Below are 25,849 nucleotides of genomic sequence, written 5' to 3'. Positions count from 1 at the left end.
AAAATTTTAAAATATTAGCTTTGTTGCAGCTTAAATGGCTTATGTTTATAATTCATTCAATATTATGAGAAATAAATTAACGGTCTTAATTATACTTTTTTGGGTTGCGTTTAATGTTAATGCTCAGCAAACAAATTTAGCGGAATTACCAAAACCACAACGCGAATTTAGGGCAGCTTGGATTGCAACGGTAGCAAACATTAACTGGCCAAGCAAGCCAGGTTTATCGACTCAACAACAACAGGATGAAGCAATTGCTTTATTAGACATGTTAAAGAAAAACAACTTTAATGCAGTAATTTTTCAGGTTCGTCCGCAGGCTGACGCTTTGTATAAAAGTAACTTAGAACCATGGTCGTATTTTTTAACTGGAGTTCAAGGCGAGGCGCCAAAACCATATTACGATCCGTTAGAATTCTGGATTGAAGCAGCACATGAGCGAGGCTTAGAATTGCACGTTTGGTTAAATCCTTACCGGGCACATCATATATCTGGCGGTCAACCTTCTGAATCTTCAGTTGTTAAGAAACATCCAGAATTGGTTTATAAATTAAAACAAGGCTATTGGTGGCTAGATCCATCAAAAAAGGGAACTCAAGATTTATCTGCTGAGGTGGTTAAAGACATTGTAAAACGATACGATATCGATGGAGTTCATTTCGATGATTATTTTTATCCATATGCCGAATATAACGGCGGGGAAGATTTTCCCGATGCGGAAAGCTACGCAGCGTACCAGAAAAATGGAGGTCAGCTTGCTCGTGGCGATTGGCGCCGGGAACAGGTAAATGTTTTTATTCAAAGGGTTTACAAGATCATAAAAGATGAAAAGAAGTATGTCAAATTTGGTATCAGTCCGTTTGGTATATGGAGGCCAGGCTTTCCTGAATCTATTAAAGGTTTTGATCAATATGATAAGCTATATGCCGATGCAAAACTATGGTTAAACGAAGGTTGGATTGATTATTTTATGCCTCAATTGTACTGGCAGGTTAATAACATACCACAAAGTTTCCCTGTTTTATTAGGTTGGTGGCAAAATGAAAACACTAAACAACGGCATTTATGGCCGGGTTTGAATAGCGGTATTGGTGGTGGAGAAAAAAATAGCGATGAAATCATAAATCAAATTATGATAAGCCGTGGTATGTTACCAAAATCCCCAGGTGTTGCACATTGGAGTATTGCTGCATTAACCAAAAATGAAATGCTTCGTAATGATTTACTCAAAGGTCCTTATAGAACGGAAGCTTTAGTTCCTGCATCGCCTTGGTTGGATGATGAAAAACCACTACAGCCTAAAGTAACTCTAGCAGATAGAAATACAGATGTTTACATCGATTGGAAACCAGCCGATAAGCGAGATGATTTCAAATACATCGTTTACACTAATTATGGAGGAAAGTGGTCTTACACCATTCTAAATTATAAGAGTAGGTTTTTGTTAGTGCCTAAAGTTAGCTATGCTGATGCAGCAAAATTGATTCAACAACCTTTGCAAAGCATTGCAGTAACGGCTATAGATAGAACTGGTAATGAAAGTGCTGTAGAAATTATAAATGTTGATGATAGAAGTTCTACCAATTAAAATCGTTTAGGGCTTTCTTGTAATTTTCTTCATCAAAACGATATAAATTTGGCGCTTTGTGTGCACCACCTTTTCTTGGCTCATCAAGTTTTACCAAAATATTATAGCGCATTATTTTACGATAAAAGTTGCCTCTATTTAATTTCTGACCTAAAATTGTTTCATACAAACTTTGCAGTTCGGGCATTGTAAACGTTTCTGGAAGCAGATTGTAGCCAATTGGTTTATAGCTTAATTGCTCTCTTAGGGTTGCAAGTGCTTTGTTTAGTATTTCTTGATGGTCCATCACCGTCTTTGGTAAATTATCAATCGGCATCCATTCACATTTATCAGAATATGAATCGGTAACAGGCGTTACCTGTGTATGATCTACAAGCGCATAATAACCCACAGTTACAAAGCGTTGCTTGTGCCATAAATCATCAGGATAATCTTTGAAAAAATCCTCAGAACGGTTAAGCGTACCAAAAACGCCAAAAACATTTAAGAAAATTTTATCTGCTCCACTTCGTTCAAATAAAACTCTTTTTGCAGCATCATTTATTGCTTCATTCTTATTTACGTAGCCACCGGGCAACATCCAGTTATCTGCGCTTTTAAGTTTTAGCATTAAAACATTTAAGCTGTTGGCATGAAAACGAAAAACCACACAATCTATCGAAATATGTGGTAATGATTTTTTCCAAAATTCTGCACTTGCATCTAATATATCAGGAACGATCATTTACAAAAGGTAAAGTTTAAAGACTTCTAAATTAATGATTTGTTTTTTTAAACTAAAGTTAATACATTGCTTCTTTATGAAGCAATGAAATTTAGCCAGACTTTTCTAATCAAATTATCTTGCTAAAAAGCTTTTATGATTCGACAATTAAGAGTCTCACATTTATGGCTGAGACTATATTAAATTCTAACCAAATGCAAAAAATTACATCAACATTAATCATTAGCCTCCTTGGCGGTTTAAGCCTTAGTGCACAGCAATTCACTACGGTAAAAAATAACAACGGTGCAACAATTGGCTATTCATCAGCCTCCGGCGTAAAAATTCTAACAGTCGGCGGTTTAAAATTTAAAGATTTAAATAAAAACGGCAAGCTCGATAAATATGAGGATTGGCGCTTAACGGCTGATGAAAGAGCTAAAGATTTAGCTTCGAAAATGACAGTTGAGCAAATTGCAGGTTTAATGCTTTACAGCAAACATCAGGCTTTGCCTGCAGGTCTTTTTGGTTACAATATGGGCACGTATGATGGAAAGGTTTTTCCTGAAAGTAAGGCAAAAGCATACGATTTAAGCGATCAGCAAAAAGACTTTTTTAAAGATGATAACCTTCGGCATGTTTTATTAACAAGTGTACAAACACCAGAAATTGCAGCCATTTGGAATAACAATGCGCAAGCTTTTGTAGAGGGTATTGGCTTAGGCATTCCGGCAAATAACAGTACCGACCCACGCCATACCGCCATGGCAACCAGCGAATTTAATGCAGGTGCAGGTGGTAAAATTTCGATGTGGCCAGATGGTTTGGGAATGGCCGCAACATTCGACCCGAAAATTGTTGAGCAGTTTGGGCAAATTGCCGCAAAAGAATATAGAGCATTGGGTATTTCAACGGCTTTATCGCCTCAAATAGATTTAGGTAGCGAACCGCGTTGGTACCGTATTTCAATGACATTTGGCGAAAGTCCGCTGTTAACTACGGATATGGCCAGAGCTTACATTGATGGTTTTCAAACATCATACGGGAAGGATGAAATTAAAGATGGCTGGGGTTATAAAAGCGTAAATGCAATGGTAAAACATTGGCCAAGTGGTGGCGCAGAAGAAGGTGGTAGAGATGGGCATTGGGCTTTTGGGAAATTCACGGTTTATCCTGGCAATAATTTACAACAGCACATCGATCCGTTTGTGAATGGAGCTTTCAAATTGAAAGGCAAAACTAGTAAAGCTTCAGCGGTAATGCCTTATTATACCATTACATTCGACCAAGATAAAAAGTATAAAGAAAATGTAGCCAACGGCTATAGCAAATACATAATTACCGATTTACTTCGCGATAAATATGGTTACGATGGTGTGGTTTGTACTGATTGGTCTGTTACTGGAGATGAAGGTAAAACACCAAACATTTTTGCCGGTAAGCCATGGGGAGCCGAGGCTTTAACTATTGCCGAAAGACATTACAAAGTTTTAATGGCAGGAGTGGATCAATTTGGCGGAAATAATGATAAAAAACCTGTTTTGGAAGCCTATCAAATGGGCGTAAAAGAATATGGCGAAAAGTTTATGCGTGAACGTTTCGAGCGTTCTGCCGTTCGTTTACTTAAAAATATTTTCCGTGTTGGTCTTTTCGAAAATCCGTATTTAAATGTAGAAGAAACCAAAGCTATTGTTGGTAATGCCGAATTTATGAAAGCGGGATATGATGCGCAGTTAAAATCGATCGTGTTATTAAAAAACAAGGGAAATGTTCTTCCGCTGAAAGAAAAGCAAACCGTTTATGTACCTAAAATTTATTCTGCACCTACAAAAGATTGGTGGGGTTTTTATACAGCTGCAAAGTTGGATTATCCGGTAAATATCGATTTGGTTAAAAAATATTATAACGTTACCGATGCCCCAGAAAAGGCAGATTTTGCAATCGTTTTTGTATCAAGTCCGCAAAGTGCAGAAGGTGGTTACGATATCAACGACAGAACAGCGGGAAGTAATGGTTATGTGCCAATTTCTTTGCAATATGGAACTTACACAGCTGAACATGCCAGAGCAAAAAGTATTGCAGCTGGCGACCCGGTAATCGACCCAACGATAAAAGATAGAGGATATAAAGGCAAAACGGTTACAGTATCAAACACAATGGATTTAAGAACCATTTTAGATACTAAAGAAATGATGAATGGCAAACCGGTAATTGTTTCAGTTACGGCATCAAAACCAATGGTTTTTAATGAATTTGAGAAAAACGTTAACGGTATTGTATTAAATTTTGGTGTTTCCACTCAGGCAGTTTTAGATATTATTTCGGGCAGAACAGAACCATCTGGCTTGCTGCCATTGCAAATGCCTGCAAACATGAAAACTGTAGAAGAGCAGAAAGAAGATGTTCCTTTTGATTTAATTACACATAAAGATACTGAAGGTAACAGCTACGATTTTGGCTATGGCTTAAACTGGAAAGGCATTATTAAAGATGCACGAACAGAGAAGTATAAAAAATAATCGAAGCAAGTTTTATTTAGCAACAATTATTATTCACTAAATAAATAAAAGCAGGCATTCTTTTTATCAATTAAAAAGGATGCCTGCTTTTAATTTGAAGGATATAAGCAATTTCAAACCTGAGTTTATTTCAGCTTTTTTGAGTTAAAAGATAAACAACAACTTCAGTTTACTCAGTTCCTTGCTGAAATCGATGGGAGAATTGCTAACTAATATTACTCAATAAATAATTTTTAAAGCCTTCAAAATCTACACCTAACTTATCAGCATGGTGTGATTTGCTTTCTAAAGCTTTTACTTGTTCTGGAATTTCAATTTTAGCAGCAATATCTGACGGAAAAATATCTGGAAACTTACAAGCATGTGCAGTTGATAAAAATACTGCGGCACTTTTATCTTCGGGGTTTTCTTTTCTATATTTTTCTATTGCTAGGTAGGCAATTGCAGTATGCGGACAAGCAACATAATCAAATTTAGCATCAATATCTATAATACCATCCAGTGTTTCTTCATCATTGAAACGGTAAGAAGTTACCACTTTTTTCAAAGCTTCTATATCCTGATTAAACAAATCCATAATTCGTATCCAGTTGCTTGGAGCACCCACATCCATTGCATTGGAGTAGGTTTGGGTTGATGGTTTCGTTTCATAAATGCCACTTTCAAGAAAACGTGGAACGGTATCGTTGATGTTTGTAGCAGCAATAAATTGTTTAACTGGCAAGCCTAATTTATAAGCCAATAAACCCGCACCAATATTACCAAAGTTTCCACTTGGAACAGAAAAAATCACGTCATTAAACCCCTGTTTTTTCAACTGTGCATAAGTGTTGAAATAATAAAATGTTTGTGGAATTAATCTCGAAATATTAATGGAATTAGCAGAAGTTAACCTAAATTTTGAGTTTAATTCTTCATCTGCAAAAGCTTGTTTAACCAAAGCCTGGCAATCATCAAAAGTACCTTTAACTTCAATAGCTCTTATGTTTTGTCCGTTGGTGGTTAACTGTAATTCCTGTATCGGACTAACCTTTCCCTTTGGATACAAAATGGTAACCCTTGTATTCGGAACACCTAAAAAACCCAGTGCAACTGCACCACCGGTATCGCCTGAGGTGGCTACTAAAACATCTAATAACTGTTCGCCATCTTTTAAGAAATAAGCCATCACACGGCTCATGAAGCGAGCCCCAAAATCTTTAAAAGCTAATGATGGTCCGTGGAAGAGTTCCAGCACGTAGGTATCCTCATCAAGCTGTACAGCAGGTGCTTCGAAGTTTATGGCATCTTCAATTAAAGCTTTTAAATCTTCAGCTGGAATTTCATCTTTTAATAATGCTGAGGCTACTTTATAAGCGATTTCTGGTAAGGAATATTGTGCTATGTTTTCAATAAAATCAGCATCCAGCTGTGGAATTTCTACAGGCATGTACAAGCCTTTATCCTGCGGCATGCTATTAAAAACAGCTTCTTTAAAAGAAACGCGTAAATCTTTATTGTTGGTTGAATATAGTTTCATTATTTGTATGGAAGAGGTAAGATGGGTGATGGATGATGGAAAATGGATAATCGAATATTTACTTTCCCATCATCCATTTTCCCTTCTCCCATTTTACATATTTACATTACTCTCGGTCCTTCAGCGTTAACCGAAGAAACAAAAGCTTTGCTATTAATATTAAGTTTATGTAAATGTTGTTGTTGTGCTTTAGTTATTTTTTTAGCTGTTTCTTCATCTTTGGTTAAGGCAAAAACAGATGGACCAGAGCCAGAAATTCCGAAACCGATAGCACCGTTTTCCATGGCCAGGTTTCTCATTTCTTCAAAACCCGGAATTAAAATGGAGCGGGTTGGTTCTACCAGAACATCTTTCATACTTCTGCCGATTAAATCGAAATCATTCATGAATAAACCACTTACCAAGCCGGCAACATTTCCCCATTGGGTTACAGCGTCTTTTAAAAAAACTTTACTACGAATCATTTGGCGGGCATCTTTTGTAGGTACATCAACCTGAGGATACACAATCGCAGCAAACATACCAGCAGGAGTTGGTAGAGAAATTACATCTAGTGGTTCGTAACTTCTAACCAAAACAAAGCCACCCATAATGGCAGGGGCAACATTATCGGCATGCCCATAACCGCAAGCCAGTTCTTCACCTTTCATGGCGAAAGGAACCAATTCTTTTGCGGTTAATAAATCGCCCATCAATTTGTTGATGGCAAATAAGCCCGCAACAGTACTGGCCGAACTCGAGCCTAATCCGCTTCCGATTGGCATTTTTTTATGCAGTTCAATTTCAACACCAACATCTAACCGATTAATGTGTTGCAAATAATGCTGAACACTTGCACTAACTGTATTTTTTGCTGCATCTAATGGCAATTTTCCATCATCACCAGTAATTCTTTTTATAATTACGCCAGGTGTATCGGTTAAACGCATTTCAACCTCATCTCCAGGTTCGTTTACAGCGAAACCAAGCACATCAAAACCGCAAACTACGTTAGCAACGGTTGCAGGGGCAAAAACGCGAATCATCCCCAAACCTTCAAAAGGGGCTTTTGCCTTTCCGTCGGTTATATCTAATGTTTCGGCGGAGCTTAAATTGTTATTTGGCATTGTATATCTTTTCATTTTTTCCCAGGATTGAAATCCTGGGCTATGCTACTAATTTGTTTTAAAAACTTAGCTTTTATGCTAGTGTTTGGTTCCGCTTTAGGTGGCTAGGGGGTTTGACCCACATTAATAATATCTGCAAAAACCCCAGCGGCTGTAACCTCTGCACCAGCACCAGGTCCTTTTACTACTAACGGACGAGCATGATACCTATCCGTTGTAAACGAGATGATGTTATCACTTCCCGAAAGCATGTAGAACGGGTGACTGTCATCAACCATTTGCAAGCTGATTTCTACATTGCCATTTTCCAGCTTACCAATATAGCGCAGAACTTTTTTATCATTAGCCGCTCTGGTTTTTAAATCTTCAAAATACGCTGCGTTTTTCTGTAATTCTGAGTAGAAATCTTCAACAGAAGTTGCATTTAAACAAGCCTCAGGCAGAATATTGTCAATTTTTACATCAGCAGCTTCTAAGGGATAACCTGCATCGCGAGCCAAAATTAGCATTTTACGCATAAAATCTTTTCCATTTAAATCATCGCGAGGGTCTGGTTCGGTGTAGCCCAATTCCTGTGCTTCCTTAACGGTTTCGTAAAAACCGGCATCGCCCTTAAAGTTGTTAAAAATGTAAGAAATTGTACCCGATAAAATGGCTTCAATGCGGGCCACTTTATCGCCACTCATCATCAACTCTCTTAACGTACGAATAATTGGCAAACCTGCACCAACGTTGGTTTCGTAGTAAAAATCAACACCAAATTTACGGGCAGTATCTTTAAACGATTTGTATTGAGCAAAATCTGCAGAATTTCCTTTTTTATTACAGGTAACTACCGAAATACTACTTTCGAAAATGCCCTGATAAAATTCAATAGGTGTTTCTGCTGCGGTATTATCTACAAAAACACAGTTTGGTAGGTTTAGCGCTTTCATTCGTTCCACAAAACCAGCTAAATCAGCTTGTTCGCCATTGGTATTTAAATTGCTTTCCCAATCTTCAAGCGATAAACCCTCTGCACTAAAAATCATTTTCCTGGTATTGCTGATGCCCGCAACTTTAACTTGTAAATCGTTGTTGGCAGATAGGAAAGGCATTTGTTCTTTTAGTTGTTTAAACAAGGTTTTGCCAATATTTCCGGTGCCTAAACAGAAAATATTTAGTGTACGTTTCAAATTGGTAAAGAATGCATCGTGAACGGCATTTACGGCTTTCGATAAATCTGCTGCGCTAATAATTACCGAAATGTTGTACTCCGAAGAACCTTGCGCAATTGCCCGAACATTGATACCGTTGCGTCCCAAGGCATTAAATAATCTGCCACTCATACCCGGTGTGCGCTTCATATTCTCACCAACGATTGCCAAAACCGCCAGGTTATTTTCAACTTCTGGTAAAGCCAGTTTGTTGGCATCCAATTCCAGTTCAAATTCCTTTTTAATTAGGGCAATTGCTCGTCCGGCATCAGTTGGTTTAACGGCAAAAGTAATGCTATGTTCTGATGAAGACTGGGTGATTAAAACTACATTAATTTGTTCTCGTGAAAGTAAAGAGAATAACCGCCCACTAAAACCAGCTTTACCAACCATGCCACTTCCGGTTAAGTTAATAATGCTGATGTGGTCGATAGAAGAAATGCCTTTTATTGGCAAACTCGATGCTTTTACATCACTTTTTATATAAGTTCCGGCAAAATCAGGCTCAAAAGTGTTTTTAATTACAATTGGGATTTTCTTCATAAATGCCGGAATCATGGTTGGCGGATAAATTACCTTCGCACCGAAATAACTCAATTCCATCGCTTCTGTGTAACTCAATTCTGGTAAAGAAAAGGCCTTTTTTACGATGCGTGGGTCGGCCGTCATCATTCCGTTAACATCCGTCCATATTTCAATTTCTTCGGCATTTAAAGCCGCACCCCAAACTGCTGCAGTATAATCAGAACCACCGCGACCTAAAGTTGTTACCCTACCTGCTGCGTTACTGGCAATAAAACCTGTAACAAATAAAACTTTGCTTTTATTGGCCTGGTAGAAATCATTGATTAAGATTTCAGTCAGTTCGGTATCAACCCTTGCTTGTCCGAAATTGCTATCGGTTTTAATGAGTTCTGAACCGTTAACATAAAGTGCTTCTTCGAATTGTTGCGATGCGATGTGTGCAATCATGAAAGATGAGCAGCGTTCGCCATAACTTAAAATCTGGTCTTTGGTTTGCAAACTCAACTCGCGAAGATTGGTTACGGCTTGCAATAAATCTTCCAGTTCGTTAAAGAAGATTTTTAAACGCGTAAATACTGGGTTTTGTGCCGCTGCTGGTAAAAGCGAACGGATAACTGCGAAATGTTTTGCTTCAATTTCTTTTAAAGAAGTATCGTAATCTTCGCCCCGTTCGGCGCTTTCGGCCATATCGGTTAGCAAATTGGTTACGCCACTCATTGCCGATAATACAACTACCGGATTGCTTTGTAATTTTTCTTTGGCCACTATGTTTAGCAGCGTTTTAATGTTCTCGGCCGAACCTACGGATGTGCCACCGAATTTTAATACTTTCATTTTTTTTGGGTTTAAAAAAAAAGCGCCCCGATTTGTGTCGGGACGCTTTTTGTGTTTTTATGTTTTCAAATCAATTTACAACAAATTAGCCCCGCTGGTTTATCCCGGTGGTAATAATAATCGTTGTAATAATCGAAGTGTTAAAATTCATTTGTCTTGGTGTATTATCTACACCGTAAAGAAGCAGATTATTTTTCTTAATTGCAAACAATATTAAAATTTATTTAAAAATATTTTACTAAAACGTTTAAATAGATTTAATGAAGGTATTTTTTGAACCGGAAACTGATTTGGACGAACTGTCAAGATCCAAGGTCTTCGCGGGAAATAATGGTGGGTTTGATGCAACCTTGAATACTTGCAGAAGCAAATTTAACTAGACCCGATAGAGCGCAAAGCCCGGAAGACGAGCAACGAGGATGAGGACTTGAAGCGATAGCGGGACGAGCATTAATAGACGCTACAGTTATTGCTATTCAAAAAGTTATTAATTTTTGTGGTCTTTGTTTAATATCCTAACCAATGGGCTATGACATTAGCTTTTCTTTTAGGTGTGGGAACACAGACTGTGGAGTGAAACCTATGTTCAAAGATTTCTAGGCTTCGCTCGAAATGACGGTGGGTTTTCTTCCAAGGTCTGTGTCTTCACAGACCATTAAATAATTTTATTTCGGTCTTTACGGACATAGACCGAGGAATGTCTATTTGCATATGTAGGACATAAGGGGAGTATAGGTATTAGCTTTGACAACTTTTTAAAAGTTGTCAAAGCGACCATTAAACTATTTGTTTTCGGTCTGTGGGAACACAGACCGAGGAGTAAGAATTCTATGTACAAAGATTTCTCGGCTTCGCTCGAAATGACGATAGCTTATTTGCCTGCAACCTCAAATTTTTGCAGAAACTGAATTTAACTAGACCCGATAGAGCGCAAAGCCCGGAAGACGAGGAACGAGGATGAGGACTTAAAGCGATAGCGGGACGAACATTAATAGTTGCTACAGTTATTGCTCTTCAAAAAAAATTTTTGGATTTTGTGACATCTTTTAAATTTGCTTACCTATGTGGGGTTCGCAGATAACTAGATTATCTTATTTCGTTTTGTGGGGATGCAAACAGCGGGGTAGTTTGATTTTCGTTTTTGGTTTCTCGTCTCTCGTTCCTGATCCCAGTCTTTCATCATTAATCCATCATCCTTCTTACATCATCCATCGTCCATCTTCCATTATCCATCAATGCTCATCTTCCAAAAATGACATCCCGCTTAAATTAATCCAAATCGAAACTTTTATCTTTAGTAATTCGTTATTAAAAACACATGAGAGGTTTCCGTTTTTCTGATTATAAGCCTGGCGATACGCCAAAAGGTGGGTTCGATGAGTTGCTTAAATTATTTAGCGAATTGCTAAATTATACAGCAGGTGATGCAGCAGAGGCTTTAAGCTGGCTAAATGAACTCGACAAACAATATAAATTAACCAATAATGATTATGGTATTGGAAATTTTATAGATGATTTAAAGGATAAAGGTTACTTAACAGAAGATAACAAATCTGGTGAATTTAAAATTACAGCCAAAACTGAACAAACCATTCGTAAATCGGCTTTGGATGAAATTTTTGGGAAACTAAAAAAATCTGGTCGTGGTAATCACAATAGCAATCAATCGGGTGTTGGCGAAGAAAAAAATGCCGATAGAAGGGAGTATAGTTTTGGTGATAGTTTAGACCAAATTGACATGACTGCCTCGATTCAAAATGCGCAAATTAACCATGGTATTGGCGATTTCACTTTAACAGATAGAGATTTAGAAGTGGAAGAAAAGGATTTTAAAACCCTAACTTCTACGGTGTTGATGATTGATATTTCGCACTCGATGATTTTGTATGGTGAAGACAGAATTACACCAGCCAAAAAAGTTGCCATGGCTTTAGCCGAATTAATTAAAACCAAATACCCTAAAGATACATTAGATATTGTTGTGTTTGGGAATGATGCCTGGCCAATTTCGGTAAAGGATTTGCCTTATTTGCAGGTTGGTCCGTATCATACCAATACTTACGCAGGTTTGGAATTGGCAGCCGATTTACTTCGCCGAAGGAAAACCCATAACAAACAAATTTTCATGATTACAGATGGAAAACCAACCTGTTTAAAAGAGAATGGAAAGTACTACAAAAATAGTATGGGTTTGGATAGAAAAGTGATAAACAAAACTTTAAACATGGCTGCTCAATGCAAGCGATTGAAGATTCCGATTACTACATTTATGATTGCTAAAGACCCATATCTGCAACAATTTGTTCGTCAGTTTACTGAAATAAATGGGGGCAGGGCTTTCTACAGCTCTTTAAATGGATTAGGCGAATACATTTTTGAAGATTACATTAAGAACAGAAGAAAAACAGTGAAATAGTCGGAAGTTTAGTTAGGAGAATACGAACAAAGATAATGGCGAAGCGTACAAATAAATATAAGTTAACACTAGAAGAATTAGCTTTAGCAAATGAGAACGATTTGACGAATGGTCCTTTAACATTGGAATTCGATAATCACGATAATCTTTTCAATATTATAAATGCAGTTAAAAGCAAAGGTATTTTCGAGGATGAAAACCAAAGCACAGAGTTTGCCATAGGTTTAAAAATGTTTACGGAAGTGCTACTTAAAAACAGAGAAAATGAACTTTTTAAAGAACTTCAACCAGCAATTGGTGCGTTTATGAAAAAGTTGAAAAGCAGGTAAAAAATTTAAGGTATAAAGGCGAAAGGTTTAAGATAGAACCCATAGCAGACAAAACTCAAAATTGATATCTAGATAAATAAATTAAAAACAAAAGATAGATTTAGCTTATGGTTGGGCGCATTGCAAAACCCTAATCCTAAACTTTACACCATAAACTTCAATATGCAAAATACTACATTAGGCGAATTAAAAACCACAGGATATAAATCAAGGTCGGTTAAGGAAGAGCTAAGAGAGAATTTAATTAAACAACTAAAAGGAAATAAAGCAGAGTTTGAAGGCATTATTGGTTATGATGAGACCGTAATTCCGGAATTGCAAACGGCAATATTATCACGACATAATATTTTACTTTTGGGTTTACGCGGCCAGGCGAAAACCCGTATTGCCCGTTTGATGGTGAACTTGTTGGATGAGTATGTACCTTATGTTGCAGGAAGTGAGATTTTCGATGATCCATTGAATCCAATTTCATGGTATGCAAAAAATGAAATTGCTACAAAAGGTGATGCTACGGAAATTGCATGGTTACACCGTAGCGAGCGTTATACCGAAAAGTTAGCAACGCCTGATGTTACAGTTGCCGATTTAATTGGTGATGTTGACCCAATAAAGGCTGCTACTTTAAAGTTAACCTATAACGATGAACGTGTTATTCATTTTGGTTTAATTCCTCGGGCACATCGAAGCATTTTCGTGATTAACGAATTACCCGATTTGCAAGCTCGTATTCAAGTGGCATTATTTAATATGTTACAAGAAAAGGATATTCAAATCAGAGGTTTCAAATTGCGTTTACCGCTTGATATTCAGTTTGTATTTACCGCCAATCCGGAAGATTACACCAATCGTGGAAGCATTGTAACGCCGTTGAAAGATAGAATTGAAAGTCAGATTTTAACGCACTATCCAAAAAGCATCGAAGTTTCTCGTAAAATAACTTTTCAGGAAGCTAAACTTACTAAAGAGCAAAGAGAAAATATTGAAGCGGATGGCTTAGTGAAAGATTTAATAGAGCAAATTGCTTTTGAAGCTCGTAAGAGTGAGTATATCGACCAAAAATCAGGAGTGTCTGCCAGATTAACTATATCAGCTTATGAAAATTTGATTAGTACAGCTGAACGTAGAATGTTAATTTCTGGTGAGAAAAATACTGTAGTTCGTTTGGCTGATTTGGCTGGAATTGTGCCTGCGATTACTGGAAAGATTGAATTGGTTTATGAAGGTGAATTAGAAGGGCCAGCCCACGTTGCTACAACTTTAATCGGCAAAGCAGTTAAAACACTTTTTGCCCGTTATTTTCCAGACCCAGAAAAGGCAAAAAAATCAAAAACGGCAAATCCATATACCGAAATTACTGAATGGTTTACTGAGGGAAATAATTTAGATGTAACTGATACTTTAACAAATGCCCAGTATAAAAAGGCTTTAATGTCGGTTCCGAGTCTTTACGATTTGGTTAAGAAATTCCACCCAAAATTGAGCGAAAACCAAACTTTACTATTAATGGAATTTGTGCTTCATGGATTGGCAGAATATTCTCAATTGAGTAAAAACTTTTTAAACGGAGGCTTCGGATTCTCGGATATGTTTGGCAGCTTATTTAATGCTGAATTTGATGAGGAAGAAGATGAAGACGATTTTAGATAGTTCATTTATTAATTATCGCAGTTTCAAATAATTATATAAATTATTTTAGCTTTGACAAATTTTCTTTCTAAGAGGAAATAAATTTGTCAAAGCTTTTTTTATTCATAAACTATCCTTTCAAATGGGAAGATTACCTTTCATCATCGCTGCATGCATATTCATCATCGCTTTTGATATTTACTGCTTCAAGGCAATTATCGCTGTATTTAAAAAGTGGAAACCATCAACAAAAAAAATCTTCTCGATAGTATATTGGAGCCTTAGCATTTTATTAATTATTGGAGTTTTTGCGGGGATATATTTAAATCTATTCTTAACATTAAGAGCAATAATTTTAGTGGCATTTTTCCTAACGGTTGCCTGTAAAATGGCAATGTTGCCTTTTTTAGTTTTGGATGATTTGCGAAGATTATTTGTCAGGATTTTTAAAAAGAAACAAGTTATCGAAGACCAGCCTGTTAGCGAAACAGAACCAATTTCGAGATCTGAATTTTTAGTTAAAGCAGGTTTGGTTGCCGCAGCTGTTCCGCTTACTTCACTAAGCTGGGGCATTATTTCTGGCGCCTATGATTACCAGGTAAGACGTGTTAACCTTATTCTTCCGAATTTACCAAAGGCATTTGATGGTATTAGAATGGCGCAAATTTCTGATATACATTCTGGTAGTTTCTACAATAAAACAGCTGTTAAAGGTGGGGTAGATTTGCTAATGTCTGAGAAGCCGGATTTTGTGTTTTTCACTGGCGATTTAGTTAATAACTTAACCAATGAGGTAAGGGAATACCAGGATATTTTTTCGAAAGTAAAAGCACCACTCGGTGTTTATTCTACGCTGGGTAACCACGATTATGGCGATTATTATTTCGGTAAAGAATCATCGCCTGCTAAAGTTAAAAACCTTAAAGATATTATCGATGTACATAAGGTAATGGGCTACGATTTATTAATGAATGAAAACCGCAGGTTAAAAGTTGATGGTGAGGAAATCGGAATTTTAGGTATAGAAAATTGGGGAATGGGTCGCTTTCCAAAATATGGAAAAATGGAATTGGCTGTTAAAAATACAGATGATTTGCCAGTTAAACTTTTGCTAAGTCATGATCCATCTCACTGGCGTGGAGAAGTTTTAAAGAAATACCCGCAAATAGATGCTATGTTTAGCGGTCACACACATGGAATGCAATTCGGTGTTCGTTTAAAAGAATACCAATGGAGCCCGGTGCAGTATATTTATAAAGAATGGGCAGGCTTGTATCAAGAACAAAAACAACAGCTTTATGTTAATGTTGGTTACGGATTTTTAGGATATCCCGGCAGAGTTGGCGTATTGCCTGAGATAACAGTTTTTACGTTGAAAAGGGCTTAAGCAGAAATAAAAGAATTTTGAATTAGAGAATGTTTAGCTTATTTTTAAAATAAAATAGAATGGTAAACATAAATTTTAAACATTTCCCAATTTAACTGCGGATAGATTCACATTTGGACATTAAACTCTAACACTTTAATTTTTTACATTAATTCGTTCCTAGGTTTAACCAAATAGAAATTGTATGGGGGAATTTAAAATCTGGTAAATGGGCTTTTATGTTAGAGAAAGCAGAAATACTTCGGTTATAATTTTGATAGAATTCTTAAAAATTCTTCTGAGCTTATTACTTCAACTCTTGGAAAATCTATGTTTTTTACTGCATCAAAATGTCTATCATCTGTTACTAGAAAATCAACATCTGCTGCAACCGCAACATCAAAAAATTTATTATCATCTACATCAATTGAAATAGCATTCCAATTATAGAATACTTTTTGTAAATGAACATCAGTAGATTCAATAAAAATTTCCATAACAACTTCTGCTACGCCTACTGCCGAATGTAAATACATTATTTCCTCGTATTCTTTGAGGATGTCTTCAGAAACACAAATTTGATAATTACCATTGATAAAAGAATTCCAAATTGGGCGTAAACTACTTCTTAAACCAAGTGAAGATATTAATACGTTAGAATCAAGAACGACTTTCATTTAGATTTAGAACGGAAATGACTATCTCTCAAATTATTATAATAATCAGGTTGAATATCATTTTCTATCTCAAAGTTTTCTACAATGGAATCTAATTGTTTCGATAAAAGTTTTACCGCAAGTTTTCGCATCTGCAAAAAATCATCGTTTGGCAACGGATTTTTTAACAACCTTAACATCATAACTTGTTGATCGTTTAAACGGCTAGATAACTCTGAATTTATTGACATAATCAAATTTAATAAAATTGATGTGTTAAATTATTATAAATAAGCGAATATTGCAATCTACTTAGAACAATTCACTCATTCAAAACTCACTCAGTCAAAATTCACTCATCCAATAATTCTCTCATTCAATCAATTTCTACCCCGCATTAAAGCGATAGCCAACACCTCTTACTGTTTGCAACAATTGTGGATTATCAGGGTTCATTTCTATTTTTTTACGCAAACGTACAATGTGCATATCCAATGTACGTGTGTTTACATCAGAGTTATAACCCCAAACCACCAACATTAATTCATCGCGATTAATTACTTTGCCTGGGTTACGTAAGAAATAAAGCAGAATACGGTTTTCTAAAATTGTAAGTTCTATTTTTTTGCCTTCTCTAAATAAAGTATGAATATTAGGATGGTGTTCCATATTGCCAAAACGATGAATTTCGGCCATATCTTTATTTACAATGAATTTTACTTTGCTTTCTAGCATCGCAACTAAAACATCCATGTTAAATGGTTTAGTGATATAATCAGATGCACCGAAATTGTAGGCATCGATTTTATCTACATCCTGAGCTTTGGCTGTCATCATGATAATTAAATTCTCAAAACCCTGTTTACGAACGCTTTCGCAAACTTCAGCGCCTTGTTTTTCGGGCATCATCCAATCCAATAAAACAATATCGGGCTGATCTGCCATAATCATTCTTTCGCCTGCTTCGCCATCATTCGCTTCCAGCACATTATAGCCTTCAGTTTTTAAACGGTGTGCTACCAAAAAACGAAGATTCTCATCATCCTCTACGATTAATATTTTTACTTCTTTAGACATTTGTGTTTTATTATAGGGTTAGAAAGTTGGAAAGCTAAAAGGTTTTAATGTTAATTACAAAATTCATCGTTTAACATTTAACGTTACAACATTTCAATATTTTTATTTTTTAATTATTAAATGGCAGTACTATTTTAAATTCGGTGCCAAGGCCAACTTTACTTTTAACCGTAATTTCGCCTTGCATAAAATTAACCAGTTCTTTGCAGAATGCCAAACCTAATCCAACGCTGCCCATTTGGTTATATTCGTTTTGTATTCTGAAAAACTTCTTAAAGATATTATTTAATTCTGAAGAAGGAATACCGATTCCTTTATCAGCAAAACGAAACACCAAAACCCCTTTAATCAGCTTTGCGCTAATATTAAGTCGCTTATTGCCCGGGTTTGAGTATTTGTATGCATTTTCTGCAAGGTTATCAAACAAACTGCCTAATAAAACTGGGTCTGTAATAAATGTTTTAAAGCCCACCACCTCATAAGTCATAACAAAATCAGGATGTTTTAACGTGTGCGACTCAATTGTGCTTTCAATAAAATCTTCGATATTAACTTCCTCTTGATTTAAAATAATTGCCTTATTTTCTATTTGTGTAAAGGCTAGCAATTTATTCATCAAGCCGTTTAGTTTATCGGCTTCTTCATCTAGTATTTTACTATACAACTGCTGCTCTTTTAAACTTAAAACAGCAGCACTTTTAATATTGTTTCCTGCAATTTTTATAACGCTAACAGGCGTTTTAAATTCGTGGGTAAGATTATTAACGAAATCGTATTGAAGTTTAAACATTTTACTATTCACATTTAAATTTCTGTAGATTAAAAATGCCACCAGCAACAGCACACCGTAAACCAGCAATAAAACTAAAGCGATAGGCATAAAATAGATAAAAATCTCCTTTTTAATGTATGATTTTGATGAAGTGAAATATAGTTTGAAATCAGAAAACGCACCAGGTAAAGCAATTTCGGTATTTATATTTTCATCAGAGGTATCAATAGGATCATAGGTTAAAGGCTCTACTCTAATAATTTGATAAAGCAACGGACGCGTATTTATGATTTTGATTTTTTTTGGATTGAGATGAAAAACAAGCATATCCTGCTGATATACAGGAGCAGGGTTCAATTTGCTTTGCAACATCTGCTTATACACTTTTAGATCTTCTCGTCTGGGGATATTCAGGTATGTAATTTTGTTGGATAGAACTACGGAGAAGTTGGTGAATAATTCTTCTTGAGTGGGCACCGAAGCGGTATCCAATTGGTCGATAAACCGGACCAACTTCAGAGCCATGCTGTTAAAATCGTCATCAACCCTAAAAGAACGCCGCTCTTGCTCAGAGAATAATTTTACGGAATCGGGATTTACGTTTTTGCCAAATTGAAATATAGATTTCGGACCAATAGAAAGCTGACCAACATTTACACCATCTCTTACGGGCACATTTTTAACCTCCGAATCGTAAAACATCACTTTATCTACAAAGGGAAATTTTACCATTACGGTATCTACAAATTTCGATGCCGTAGCAGAATCTAAAAAACCATTGTAATAAGAAACCTCAGGCATTTTATTTTGAAAAAACTCACTATACGATTTTATGCTTTCTTCTAAAACATTAACTTTTTCTGATACAAATTCATTCTCTATAGATTTTTTACTGTAATTAAAAGCTAGGAATAATGATAATATAAACAGGATGGAGATGAGTACAATAAAGGTTACACTCAGCGAAAAATTTTTACGATACCCATTCTTTTTTTCCAAAGACATAACTTACTTCTTATTCAGGTTTTCCTGTAAAAAACCTTCAAGGGCTTTGTATAATGCAGTTCTACCTTGTTGCCGAAGTACAGGGTTTGGACCTTCTTCTTTTTCGATGTAGGTTACCGGTACATTTCGTTTTTTAAGCTCCTTAACAAATTGCACACCTTGCGCAACATTTACACGCGGGTCTTTCGGGTTTTGGGCAATAAAAACTGGCGCTTTAAATCTATCAGCATGAAAAACCGGCGATGCAAAACGGGTGTAATCGGTATCGGTTTCTGGGTTACCAAAAATCTCATAGTACATTTGCAGGTTCGATTTTAAAAATGGAGGTATCGTAGTTAAATAACTAAATAAACTGATAACGCCTGAGTTTGAGCCGCCACAGCTGTAAATATCCGGATTTTTATACAAACAATTTAATGCTATAAACCCTCCTAAACCATTACCATAAATGGCAACTTTTTTAGGGTTAGCAATTTTCTGCTGAATTAACCATTTAACGCCATCATTAACATCTTCTTGTATTTTATCGCTCCATTGTTTAAAACCAGCAGCATAAAAAGATTTGCCATAACCAGTTGAACCCCGATAGTTTACCTGCAAAACGGCATAACCTCTGTTGGCTAAAAACTGAACATCGGCATTATAGCCCCAGGTATTTCTTCCGCCCGGCCCACTGTGTGGCAGTACCACTACAGGCAAATTGGTGGGTTTTTTGCCATTAGGCAAAGTTAAATATCCGTTAATTGTTAACCCATCACTACTTTTGTAGCTAATGGGTTTCATTGCACTCATATCTTTTTCGTTGATAGAGGGATTAATATCGGCAAGTTTTTTTAATTTATTTTGTGTAGCAGCGTAAAGATAATACGACCCAGGATTTTTATCGGTATAAGTTCTTATCACAAAAACATTATCGTTTTTATCCTTATCCATTATCCGCCATTCAGTGCCTGGCAAAAGTTTATCTATCGCAGCATATTTTACCTGTGTACTATCGTCAAGATAATATTTTTCCTTCTTCCAGCTTTCGCAAGTCACAAAAATCATTTTCTTTTTTGCTTTGGAGTATTTTGCGTCAACAACGTTCAAAGAATCATTCGCAAAAAGCACTTTTTTCTCCTTGCCAGATTTTAAATCTAAAGCAACCAAAGCATTTTTATCTCGATTAACGTTCGAAATGGCAAAAAGCACATCCTTTTCGTTTTCCGAAAACGCAACAGGTTGTAATGTAGTTTCAAAATTATTGCTTATAACTGGCTTAAATGGCAAACTTTCATTTTCGCGATATAACAAAGTTTCATTAACACCATCGCTGGCCACGGCAATTTTCAAAATGCCTTTATTGTCGGTAACCCATTCGGTAACATTGCCAGGGTTTTTTGCAGCAATATCCATTTTGCCAGTGCGGACATTTAAACGGTAAACATCAAAAACAGTAGAATCTCGTTTGTTTGAGGCTACGATTATGTATTTGTCATCAATAAGCTGATCTTCAATAACTCTTACCCGTGTTTTTTCGTTAGCGCTTAGTTGCTTTTGCGTTTTTCCATCTCTGCTTACCACAAATAAATCTGATTTGCGCTCTTTAGATTCGTCTTCTGTATAATAAATTAGTTCGTCGTTGCTGGTCCAAAAGTAAAAGCTTATGCTTTTTTCATTTAAATGTGTAAGCTGATTTATCGCTCCGGTTTCAATATTTTCGACAAATAAATCGAGTTTTTTGTCTTGTAACTTTAGGTATGATAAGCTTTTACCGTCAGGCGAAACGTGGTAGTAAGCTTTATCTTGTGTTCTAAAAAAATTATCTACAGGTATAGTATTCTCCTCATTGGTGCCTTTACAAGCCCAACTAAAAGCAATTAATACCAATAATAAAATTCTATTCCACATAAACAATTCCTTCGGGATACCAAAAATATAACAACCTTACAGCTTAACCATAAAATACAGTAACAATGTTACTTATTGTTCATTGCCTTAAACAACGATTGGTTACAATTTAGTATTTAAAATAAACACACAAAATAAAATACAGGTAACATTTAAAATACGTTTTATACCTGCCAATGCTTTAAGTAAATAGGTATTAAAATGTTACATTTAATCTTTTAACTTGTGGATATGAAACGCAACATCTTCATCATTATTCTATTTTTCTGTATCTCGGCGAATGCACAAAATCTTCGTCAGAACAGGCAAATAATTCCTGATGAAAGTTCTTTAGCCATACAATATTACCAGGAAGGCGATTACGAAAAGGCTGCTGTAATTTTTGAAAAACTTTTTCAAAACCCTAACAATGAGGGTTACTTCGATATTTATTTTAACACTTTGCTAAAGCTCAAGAAGTATGATGTTGCCGAAAAAATTGTAAAAAGGCAAATTAAACAATCGCCTCAATCAGAAATGTATTCTATCGCTTTGGGCAAGTTATATCAAGAAAAAGGCGATGCTTCTGCTGCAAATAAAATTTTTACCGATGTAATTACCAAAATGCCTAAAGATGAATTTAAGATTAGGATGCTGGCCAATAGTTTTTATCGTTTTGAAAATTATGATTACGCGATTCAAACCTTTAAACAAGGTAGAAAATTAATAAACGATGAAAAAGCTTTTGCCTATGAGCTGTTAAATATTTACAGGTTTAAAAAAGATAAACCAATGTTGATGCAAGAATATCTGGATATTCTGCCTACAAATCCGCAACTTTTGCCACAAGCAGAAGCAGTATTGGCTATGCTTTTTGAGGATAAATCTGATTATCAAGCCTTTCAGGCTGGTATTTTAAAGAAAGTCCAGAAAGAACCTGATGCCGAAATTTATATCCAGCTATTAACATGGAATTACATTCAACAGCAGGAATACGACATGGCGCTACGCCAATTAATTGCTTTTGATAAGAGAACTAAAGCAGATGGAGGGACACTGTTTAATGCGATTTACACTTTTGTAGATAATGGTGCATACGAAACTGCAATAAAGGCGTACGAATATTTACTAACCAAGGGGAAGGAAAATCAATATTATTTGCCCGCCAAAATTGAAATGCTTAATACAAAATACAGCATTCAAACTAAAGGGAAGTACGACATAGCTAATTTAGATTTGCTGGCTAAAGATTATCAAATTTTGTTAGATGAAAGTGGCAAAAATAAAAACACATTGTTTGCAATAAAAAAGCTGGCAACATTACAGGCATATTATTTAAAACAACCCGAAAAAGCCGAATTAGCCCTTGAAGATGCCATTAAACTTCCCGGCATAAGTGCTGTTGATATTGGGCAGCTAAAATTAGATTTAGGCGATATTTACATTTTAACAAACCAACCTTGGGAAGCCTTTTTAGTTTATGAACAAGTAAGCAAACAATTTGAAGGGCAGGCGATAGGCAATGAGGCTAGATATAGAAGTGCTAAGCTATCTTTTTATCAAGGTAATTTTGAATATAGCAACGGCCAATGTTTGGTTTTAAAGGCAGCCACCTCACAACTCATTGCTAATGATGCATTAAACTTAAGCTTGCTGATTTCGGATAATATTCAAACACCTACCGATAGCAATGCACTTAAAATGTACGCCGATGCAGAGATGCTCATTTTTAGAAATTTACCTCTGCAGGCAATAAAAAAGCTGGATAGTATTTCAGTAAAATATCCTCAAAATGGTTTAGGCGATGCAATTTTAATGAGCAAAGCTAAAATTTTAATTAAAGCCGATGATTATGCAGAAGCAGCAGTAATATTAAAAAAGGTAACGGATGATTTTAAAGATGGCATTTGGACAGATGATGCTTTATTTACACTTGCCGATTTGTATGAAAAGAAATTAAATAATATTGCCGAGGCGAAAATCTATTTCCAAAAATTGATAACCGATTATCCAGGCAGTATGTTTAGTGCCGAAGCACGAAAAAGGTTTAGAAATTTACGAGGCGATGGTGTTTAAACTTGTTGTTTTTTCTTTTTATCTCGATAAGAGGTCTCAATTGCAATTCCACTTTCTATGATAAAGGCATAAAAAGCCGAATTTATTACCAAACCGAAGAAGTACAATCCTAGGTGTGAACCCAAAAAATTAAATAAGAAAGTATGGGTTGGGAACTGGAAAAATGAGTATAAATCGGCTAGCGTACGTAAAAATAAATTACTAGCAAAAACATGCCTGTCTTCTGATGCAAAAGCAAAAAAACAAACCATTGTTAAAAAGCCAATTATAACAAAAGCTTTAAAAAATCTGTAGAGACGAAAGTTTTCCATTGAGGGATGAAAAGATATTTTTTACTTAGTCCTCTAAGTTCGAAAAATTTATGATTATCTAAACAATAAAAGATATTTTAAATGAACATCTACAACAAAATGACTTGTAATTATAATTTCGGATAGCTTATTTTTTATCTTTACACCATGTTATTATACAATGTTACTTTAATTTTAGATGATGCTGCCGCAAACGAGTGGTTACAATGGATGCAAGATATTCATATACCCGAAGTAATGGCAACAGGTATGTTTGTTTCTAATCGATTGTTAAAGGTTTTAGATTCGCCCAACGAAGGCGTAACTTATTGCGCACAATATGTTGCAGAGAGCTTAGAAAACTACAATAATTATGTAGATAATTTTGCGCCTACTTTACAAGCCGATTTAAACGAAAAGTTTAAAAATCGATTTGTTGCCTACAGAACATTAATGGAATTTGTATAACCTCTAAAATTATAGAAGGTTACCTTCTACTTCAATTGTTACGGTTTAGAAGGATTTATTTTTTCATTGTTTTTGTGTCTGTCAGCATCACGGATGTTTTTCTTTTGCAGGTTTTTCTTTAAGGCATCTGTCAAATCAATTCCGGTTTGGTTAGCAAGGCAAATTAATACAAATAGTACGTCTGCCATTTCATCCGCCAAATTCACCTCCTCATCACTTTTTTTAAATGATTGTTCTCCATACTTTCTAGCCATAATTCTGGCGACTTCGCCAACTTCCTCCATCAAGATTGCGGTATTGGTAAGTTCGTTGAAGTATCTAATTCCGGTGGTTTTAATCCAGTTATCTACAGTTTGCTGTGCTTCGCTAATGGTCATGTTTTCTTTCTTTAATTTCTGCCTGTAATCTGCTATTAATATCTATGTTAGCACCTTGTAGAAGAAATACAGCAGTGCCTTTTTCTCTGGCATATGGATTTTTTATCTCGCCAATTTTAATGATTTTTTCAAAAAAAGGTTGCTCTTTCTTCCTTTGTGGGTCTTCTTCGTTAATTTCTCTTACTAAAATTAAATCTTTAATTGGCTTATCCATTTTAAACCAGTACAGGTAATCGGCATTGTACGATACCGCATTAATATTTTTAAATTTCGAGTAATAATTAATGGCACCCGCTTGCCCGTAATTATCTGTACGCACAACCACCGCCGATTTGTCTTTAACTTTTGCATAAGCGATGTCGGTTAAATGGGCGAGTTCTTTCCAACCCTGCATATCAGCAAAATCTTGAGGTAGGTTGTGGTTCTCTCCATCTTCCCATCGCAAAGCCCCAACTCGTTCAAATCGATTGTGATTTTCGATTATTTTCGCAGGCGAGTACACAGGCATCATTATAGGTGTGATGTAAATAAGCATTCCAATGGTGAACACAAATATAAGTGTTCGCAATGCATATTTTTTGGTAGAAATGAGGCTGATAAATACACTACCAAAAGCCAGTAAAACAGGATATAAGCCTAGCGCATAATAAGCTTTTGCATTGAAATAACTAAAAATAGTTAATGTAAAAATGTAAGTCAGAATTACCCAAATGTGTTTGCGAAATGGTTTGTAAATGGTAAAGCCAACAAACGCAGCAATAAGCACGAAAATATCAGTTATAAAAAATAAAACCTGTTCTTTAAAAAAATCAAATCGCTTAACATGCACCAATTGCGTTTCGGCAAGCTCTTGCATATGACTGATAACCGGGAAGTTGTGGTTTATTTGCCAGATAACATTCGGTGAAATAATTATTAGCGCCAATAGAATGGCAAAATATAGAAGCCTATTTGTAAAAATGGTTCGATTTGGTGTAGCTATTATTGCCGGCAACAAACCAAATACCAAGAACATTACGTTGTATTTGTTTAAAAAACCCAGTGCAATCCAAATAGCAAAAGCATAGAGATATTTAGGTTTATTATTTTCAAAGTAACTGATGAGGTAGTAAAATATTGCTGTCCAGGCTAATACATCAAAAGAGTTTGGCTGGTATAAAATATTGGTTCTTAGATACGCTGAAAAAATGAAAGAAACGGCCAAAAGACATTTTGCAAAAAGATTTCCTTTTAATTTACCAACGATAAGCCATCCAAAAACCATAGTTAATGCGCCAAAAAGAGTTGGAATAAACCTTACCCAAAAAACACCATTCCCTAAAAATTTTATGAGTAATGAAAATAATGAAGTTAGCGGAGGAACAGAAGTAAAACCAGCGGCAAGGTGATTGGCTTGGTCGAGGTGTAGAAATTCATCTCGGTGAAGTTCGTAAACTGAGTTGACTAATGCGTAGCTTAAAATAAATTTCAGGAGAACAAATCCGATGAGTGAAGCCCGCTCAATCAAAAGAGAATTGCTGTTCTTCATT

20 protein-coding genes are annotated in these 25,849 nt (G+C 35.8%); 8 read left to right on the top strand and 12 right to left on the bottom strand.

Annotated elements, in window-relative coordinates; translation table 11 throughout:
* Positions 1-64: 64 nt before the first annotated feature.
* Positions 65-1,588 carry a glycoside hydrolase family 10 protein gene (locus D7004_RS18850; protein ID WP_123207451.1) on the top strand — a complete coding sequence of 508 codons (1,524 nt, stop codon included), beginning with the start codon at positions 65-67 and terminating at the stop codon, positions 1,586-1,588.
* Here D7004_RS18850 and D7004_RS18845 read toward each other — a convergent pair.
* Positions 1,578-2,312 carry an NUDIX hydrolase gene (locus D7004_RS18845; protein ID WP_123207374.1) on the bottom strand — a complete coding sequence of 245 codons (735 nt, stop codon included), beginning with the start codon at positions 2,310-2,312 and terminating at the stop codon, positions 1,578-1,580. The genes D7004_RS18850 and D7004_RS18845 overlap by 11 nt on opposite strands.
* A gap of 194 nt (positions 2,313-2,506) precedes the next feature.
* On the opposite strand from D7004_RS18845, the gene D7004_RS18840 reads away from it, so the two are divergent.
* Entirely contained in the window at positions 2,507-4,810 is a 2,304-nt protein-coding gene (locus D7004_RS18840; protein ID WP_123207450.1) for a glycoside hydrolase family 3 protein, read from the top strand.
* Between the two features lie 205 nt (positions 4,811-5,015).
* On the opposite strand, the gene thrC is transcribed toward D7004_RS18840, so the two are convergent.
* From thrC to thrA, 3 genes are all read right to left on the bottom strand, one after another.
* Positions 5,016-6,329 (bottom strand): threonine synthase, encoded by a 1,314-nt coding sequence (gene thrC, locus D7004_RS18835; protein WP_123207373.1) that lies wholly within the window; start codon positions 6,327-6,329, stop codon positions 5,016-5,018.
* A 101-nt stretch (positions 6,330-6,430) separates the two neighbouring features.
* Positions 6,431-7,354, bottom strand: a complete 924-nt coding sequence (locus D7004_RS18830) for a homoserine kinase (RefSeq protein ID WP_167459540.1) — start codon at positions 7,352-7,354, stop codon at positions 6,431-6,433.
* 185 nt (positions 7,355-7,539) lie between these two features.
* Positions 7,540-9,990 carry a bifunctional aspartate kinase/homoserine dehydrogenase I gene (gene thrA / locus D7004_RS18825; RefSeq protein WP_123207371.1) on the bottom strand — a complete coding sequence of 817 codons (2,451 nt, stop codon included), beginning with the start codon at positions 9,988-9,990 and terminating at the stop codon, positions 7,540-7,542.
* Between the two features lie 1,318 nt (positions 9,991-11,308).
* Here thrA and D7004_RS18820 point away from each other — a divergent pair.
* The 4 genes from D7004_RS18820 (at position 11,309) to D7004_RS18805 (ending at position 15,751) form a co-directional block, all read left to right on the top strand.
* On the top strand, positions 11,309-12,406 hold the full coding sequence (locus D7004_RS18820) for a vWA domain-containing protein (protein ID WP_123207370.1): 1,098 nt from the start codon (positions 11,309-11,311) through the stop codon (positions 12,404-12,406).
* A gap of 35 nt (positions 12,407-12,441) precedes the next feature.
* Positions 12,442-12,735, top strand: a complete 294-nt coding sequence (locus tag D7004_RS18815) for a DUF3861 domain-containing protein (RefSeq protein WP_123207369.1) — start codon at positions 12,442-12,444, stop codon at positions 12,733-12,735.
* Positions 12,736-12,897: 162 nt separating this feature from the next.
* Complete coding sequence (locus D7004_RS18810; RefSeq protein ID WP_123207368.1) at positions 12,898-14,385, top strand: MoxR family ATPase; 1,488 nt, start codon at positions 12,898-12,900, stop codon at positions 14,383-14,385.
* A gap of 121 nt (positions 14,386-14,506) precedes the next feature.
* Entirely contained in the window at positions 14,507-15,751 is a 1,245-nt protein-coding gene (locus tag D7004_RS18805; RefSeq protein WP_123207367.1) for a metallophosphoesterase, read from the top strand.
* A 245-nt stretch (positions 15,752-15,996) separates the two neighbouring features.
* On the opposite strand, the gene D7004_RS18800 is transcribed toward D7004_RS18805, so the two are convergent.
* The 5 genes from D7004_RS18800 to D7004_RS18780 form a co-directional block, all read right to left on the bottom strand.
* Positions 15,997-16,407: a putative toxin-antitoxin system toxin component, PIN family gene (locus D7004_RS18800; RefSeq protein WP_123207366.1), complete on the bottom strand. Its 411-nt coding sequence runs from the start codon at positions 16,405-16,407 to the stop codon at positions 15,997-15,999.
* Complete coding sequence (locus tag D7004_RS18795) at positions 16,404-16,637, bottom strand: hypothetical protein (RefSeq protein ID WP_123207365.1); 234 nt, start codon at positions 16,635-16,637, stop codon at positions 16,404-16,406. The genes D7004_RS18800 and D7004_RS18795 overlap by 4 nt, the downstream gene beginning before the upstream one ends.
* A gap of 136 nt (positions 16,638-16,773) precedes the next feature.
* Positions 16,774-17,463, bottom strand: a complete 690-nt coding sequence (locus D7004_RS18790) for a response regulator transcription factor (protein ID WP_123207364.1) — start codon at positions 17,461-17,463, stop codon at positions 16,774-16,776.
* 109 nt (positions 17,464-17,572) lie between these two features.
* On the bottom strand, positions 17,573-19,240 hold the full coding sequence (locus tag D7004_RS18785) for a sensor histidine kinase (protein WP_123207363.1): 1,668 nt from the start codon (positions 19,238-19,240) through the stop codon (positions 17,573-17,575).
* Positions 19,241-19,243: 3 nt separating this feature from the next.
* Entirely contained in the window at positions 19,244-21,130 is a 1,887-nt protein-coding gene (locus tag D7004_RS18780; RefSeq protein ID WP_123207362.1) for a S9 family peptidase, read from the bottom strand.
* A 231-nt stretch (positions 21,131-21,361) separates the two neighbouring features.
* On the opposite strand from D7004_RS18780, the gene D7004_RS18775 reads away from it, so the two are divergent.
* On the top strand, positions 21,362-23,185 hold the full coding sequence (locus D7004_RS18775; RefSeq protein WP_123207361.1) for a tetratricopeptide repeat protein: 1,824 nt from the start codon (positions 21,362-21,364) through the stop codon (positions 23,183-23,185).
* Here the strand turns inward: D7004_RS18775 and D7004_RS18770 are convergent.
* Complete coding sequence (locus D7004_RS18770) at positions 23,182-23,496, bottom strand: hypothetical protein (RefSeq protein ID WP_123207360.1); 315 nt, start codon at positions 23,494-23,496, stop codon at positions 23,182-23,184. The two genes, D7004_RS18775 and D7004_RS18770, sit on opposite strands and share 4 nt — an antisense overlap.
* Positions 23,497-23,643: 147 nt before the next feature.
* Between D7004_RS18770 and D7004_RS18765 the strand changes: the two genes are divergently transcribed.
* Positions 23,644-23,943 (top strand): DUF4286 family protein, encoded by a 300-nt coding sequence (locus D7004_RS18765; RefSeq protein ID WP_123207359.1) that lies wholly within the window; start codon positions 23,644-23,646, stop codon positions 23,941-23,943.
* A gap of 38 nt (positions 23,944-23,981) precedes the next feature.
* Here D7004_RS18765 and D7004_RS18760 read toward each other — a convergent pair whose 3' ends face one another.
* Positions 23,982-24,320: a nucleotide pyrophosphohydrolase gene (locus D7004_RS18760; RefSeq protein ID WP_123207358.1), complete on the bottom strand. Its 339-nt coding sequence runs from the start codon at positions 24,318-24,320 to the stop codon at positions 23,982-23,984.
* Positions 24,310-25,848: a glycosyltransferase family 39 protein gene (locus D7004_RS18755; protein ID WP_123207357.1), complete on the bottom strand. Its 1,539-nt coding sequence runs from the start codon at positions 25,846-25,848 to the stop codon at positions 24,310-24,312. Before D7004_RS18755 ends, D7004_RS18760 begins: the two co-directional genes overlap by 11 nt.
* Position 25,849 lies beyond the last annotated feature (1 nt).

It is taken from the genome of Pedobacter jejuensis, from assembly GCF_003725795.1.
Classification (GTDB): domain Bacteria; phylum Bacteroidota; class Bacteroidia; order Sphingobacteriales; family Sphingobacteriaceae; genus Pedobacter; species Pedobacter jejuensis.
Note: the sequence above shows the minus strand (reverse complement) of the source record. Positions and strands in the feature narration are given on the sequence as shown.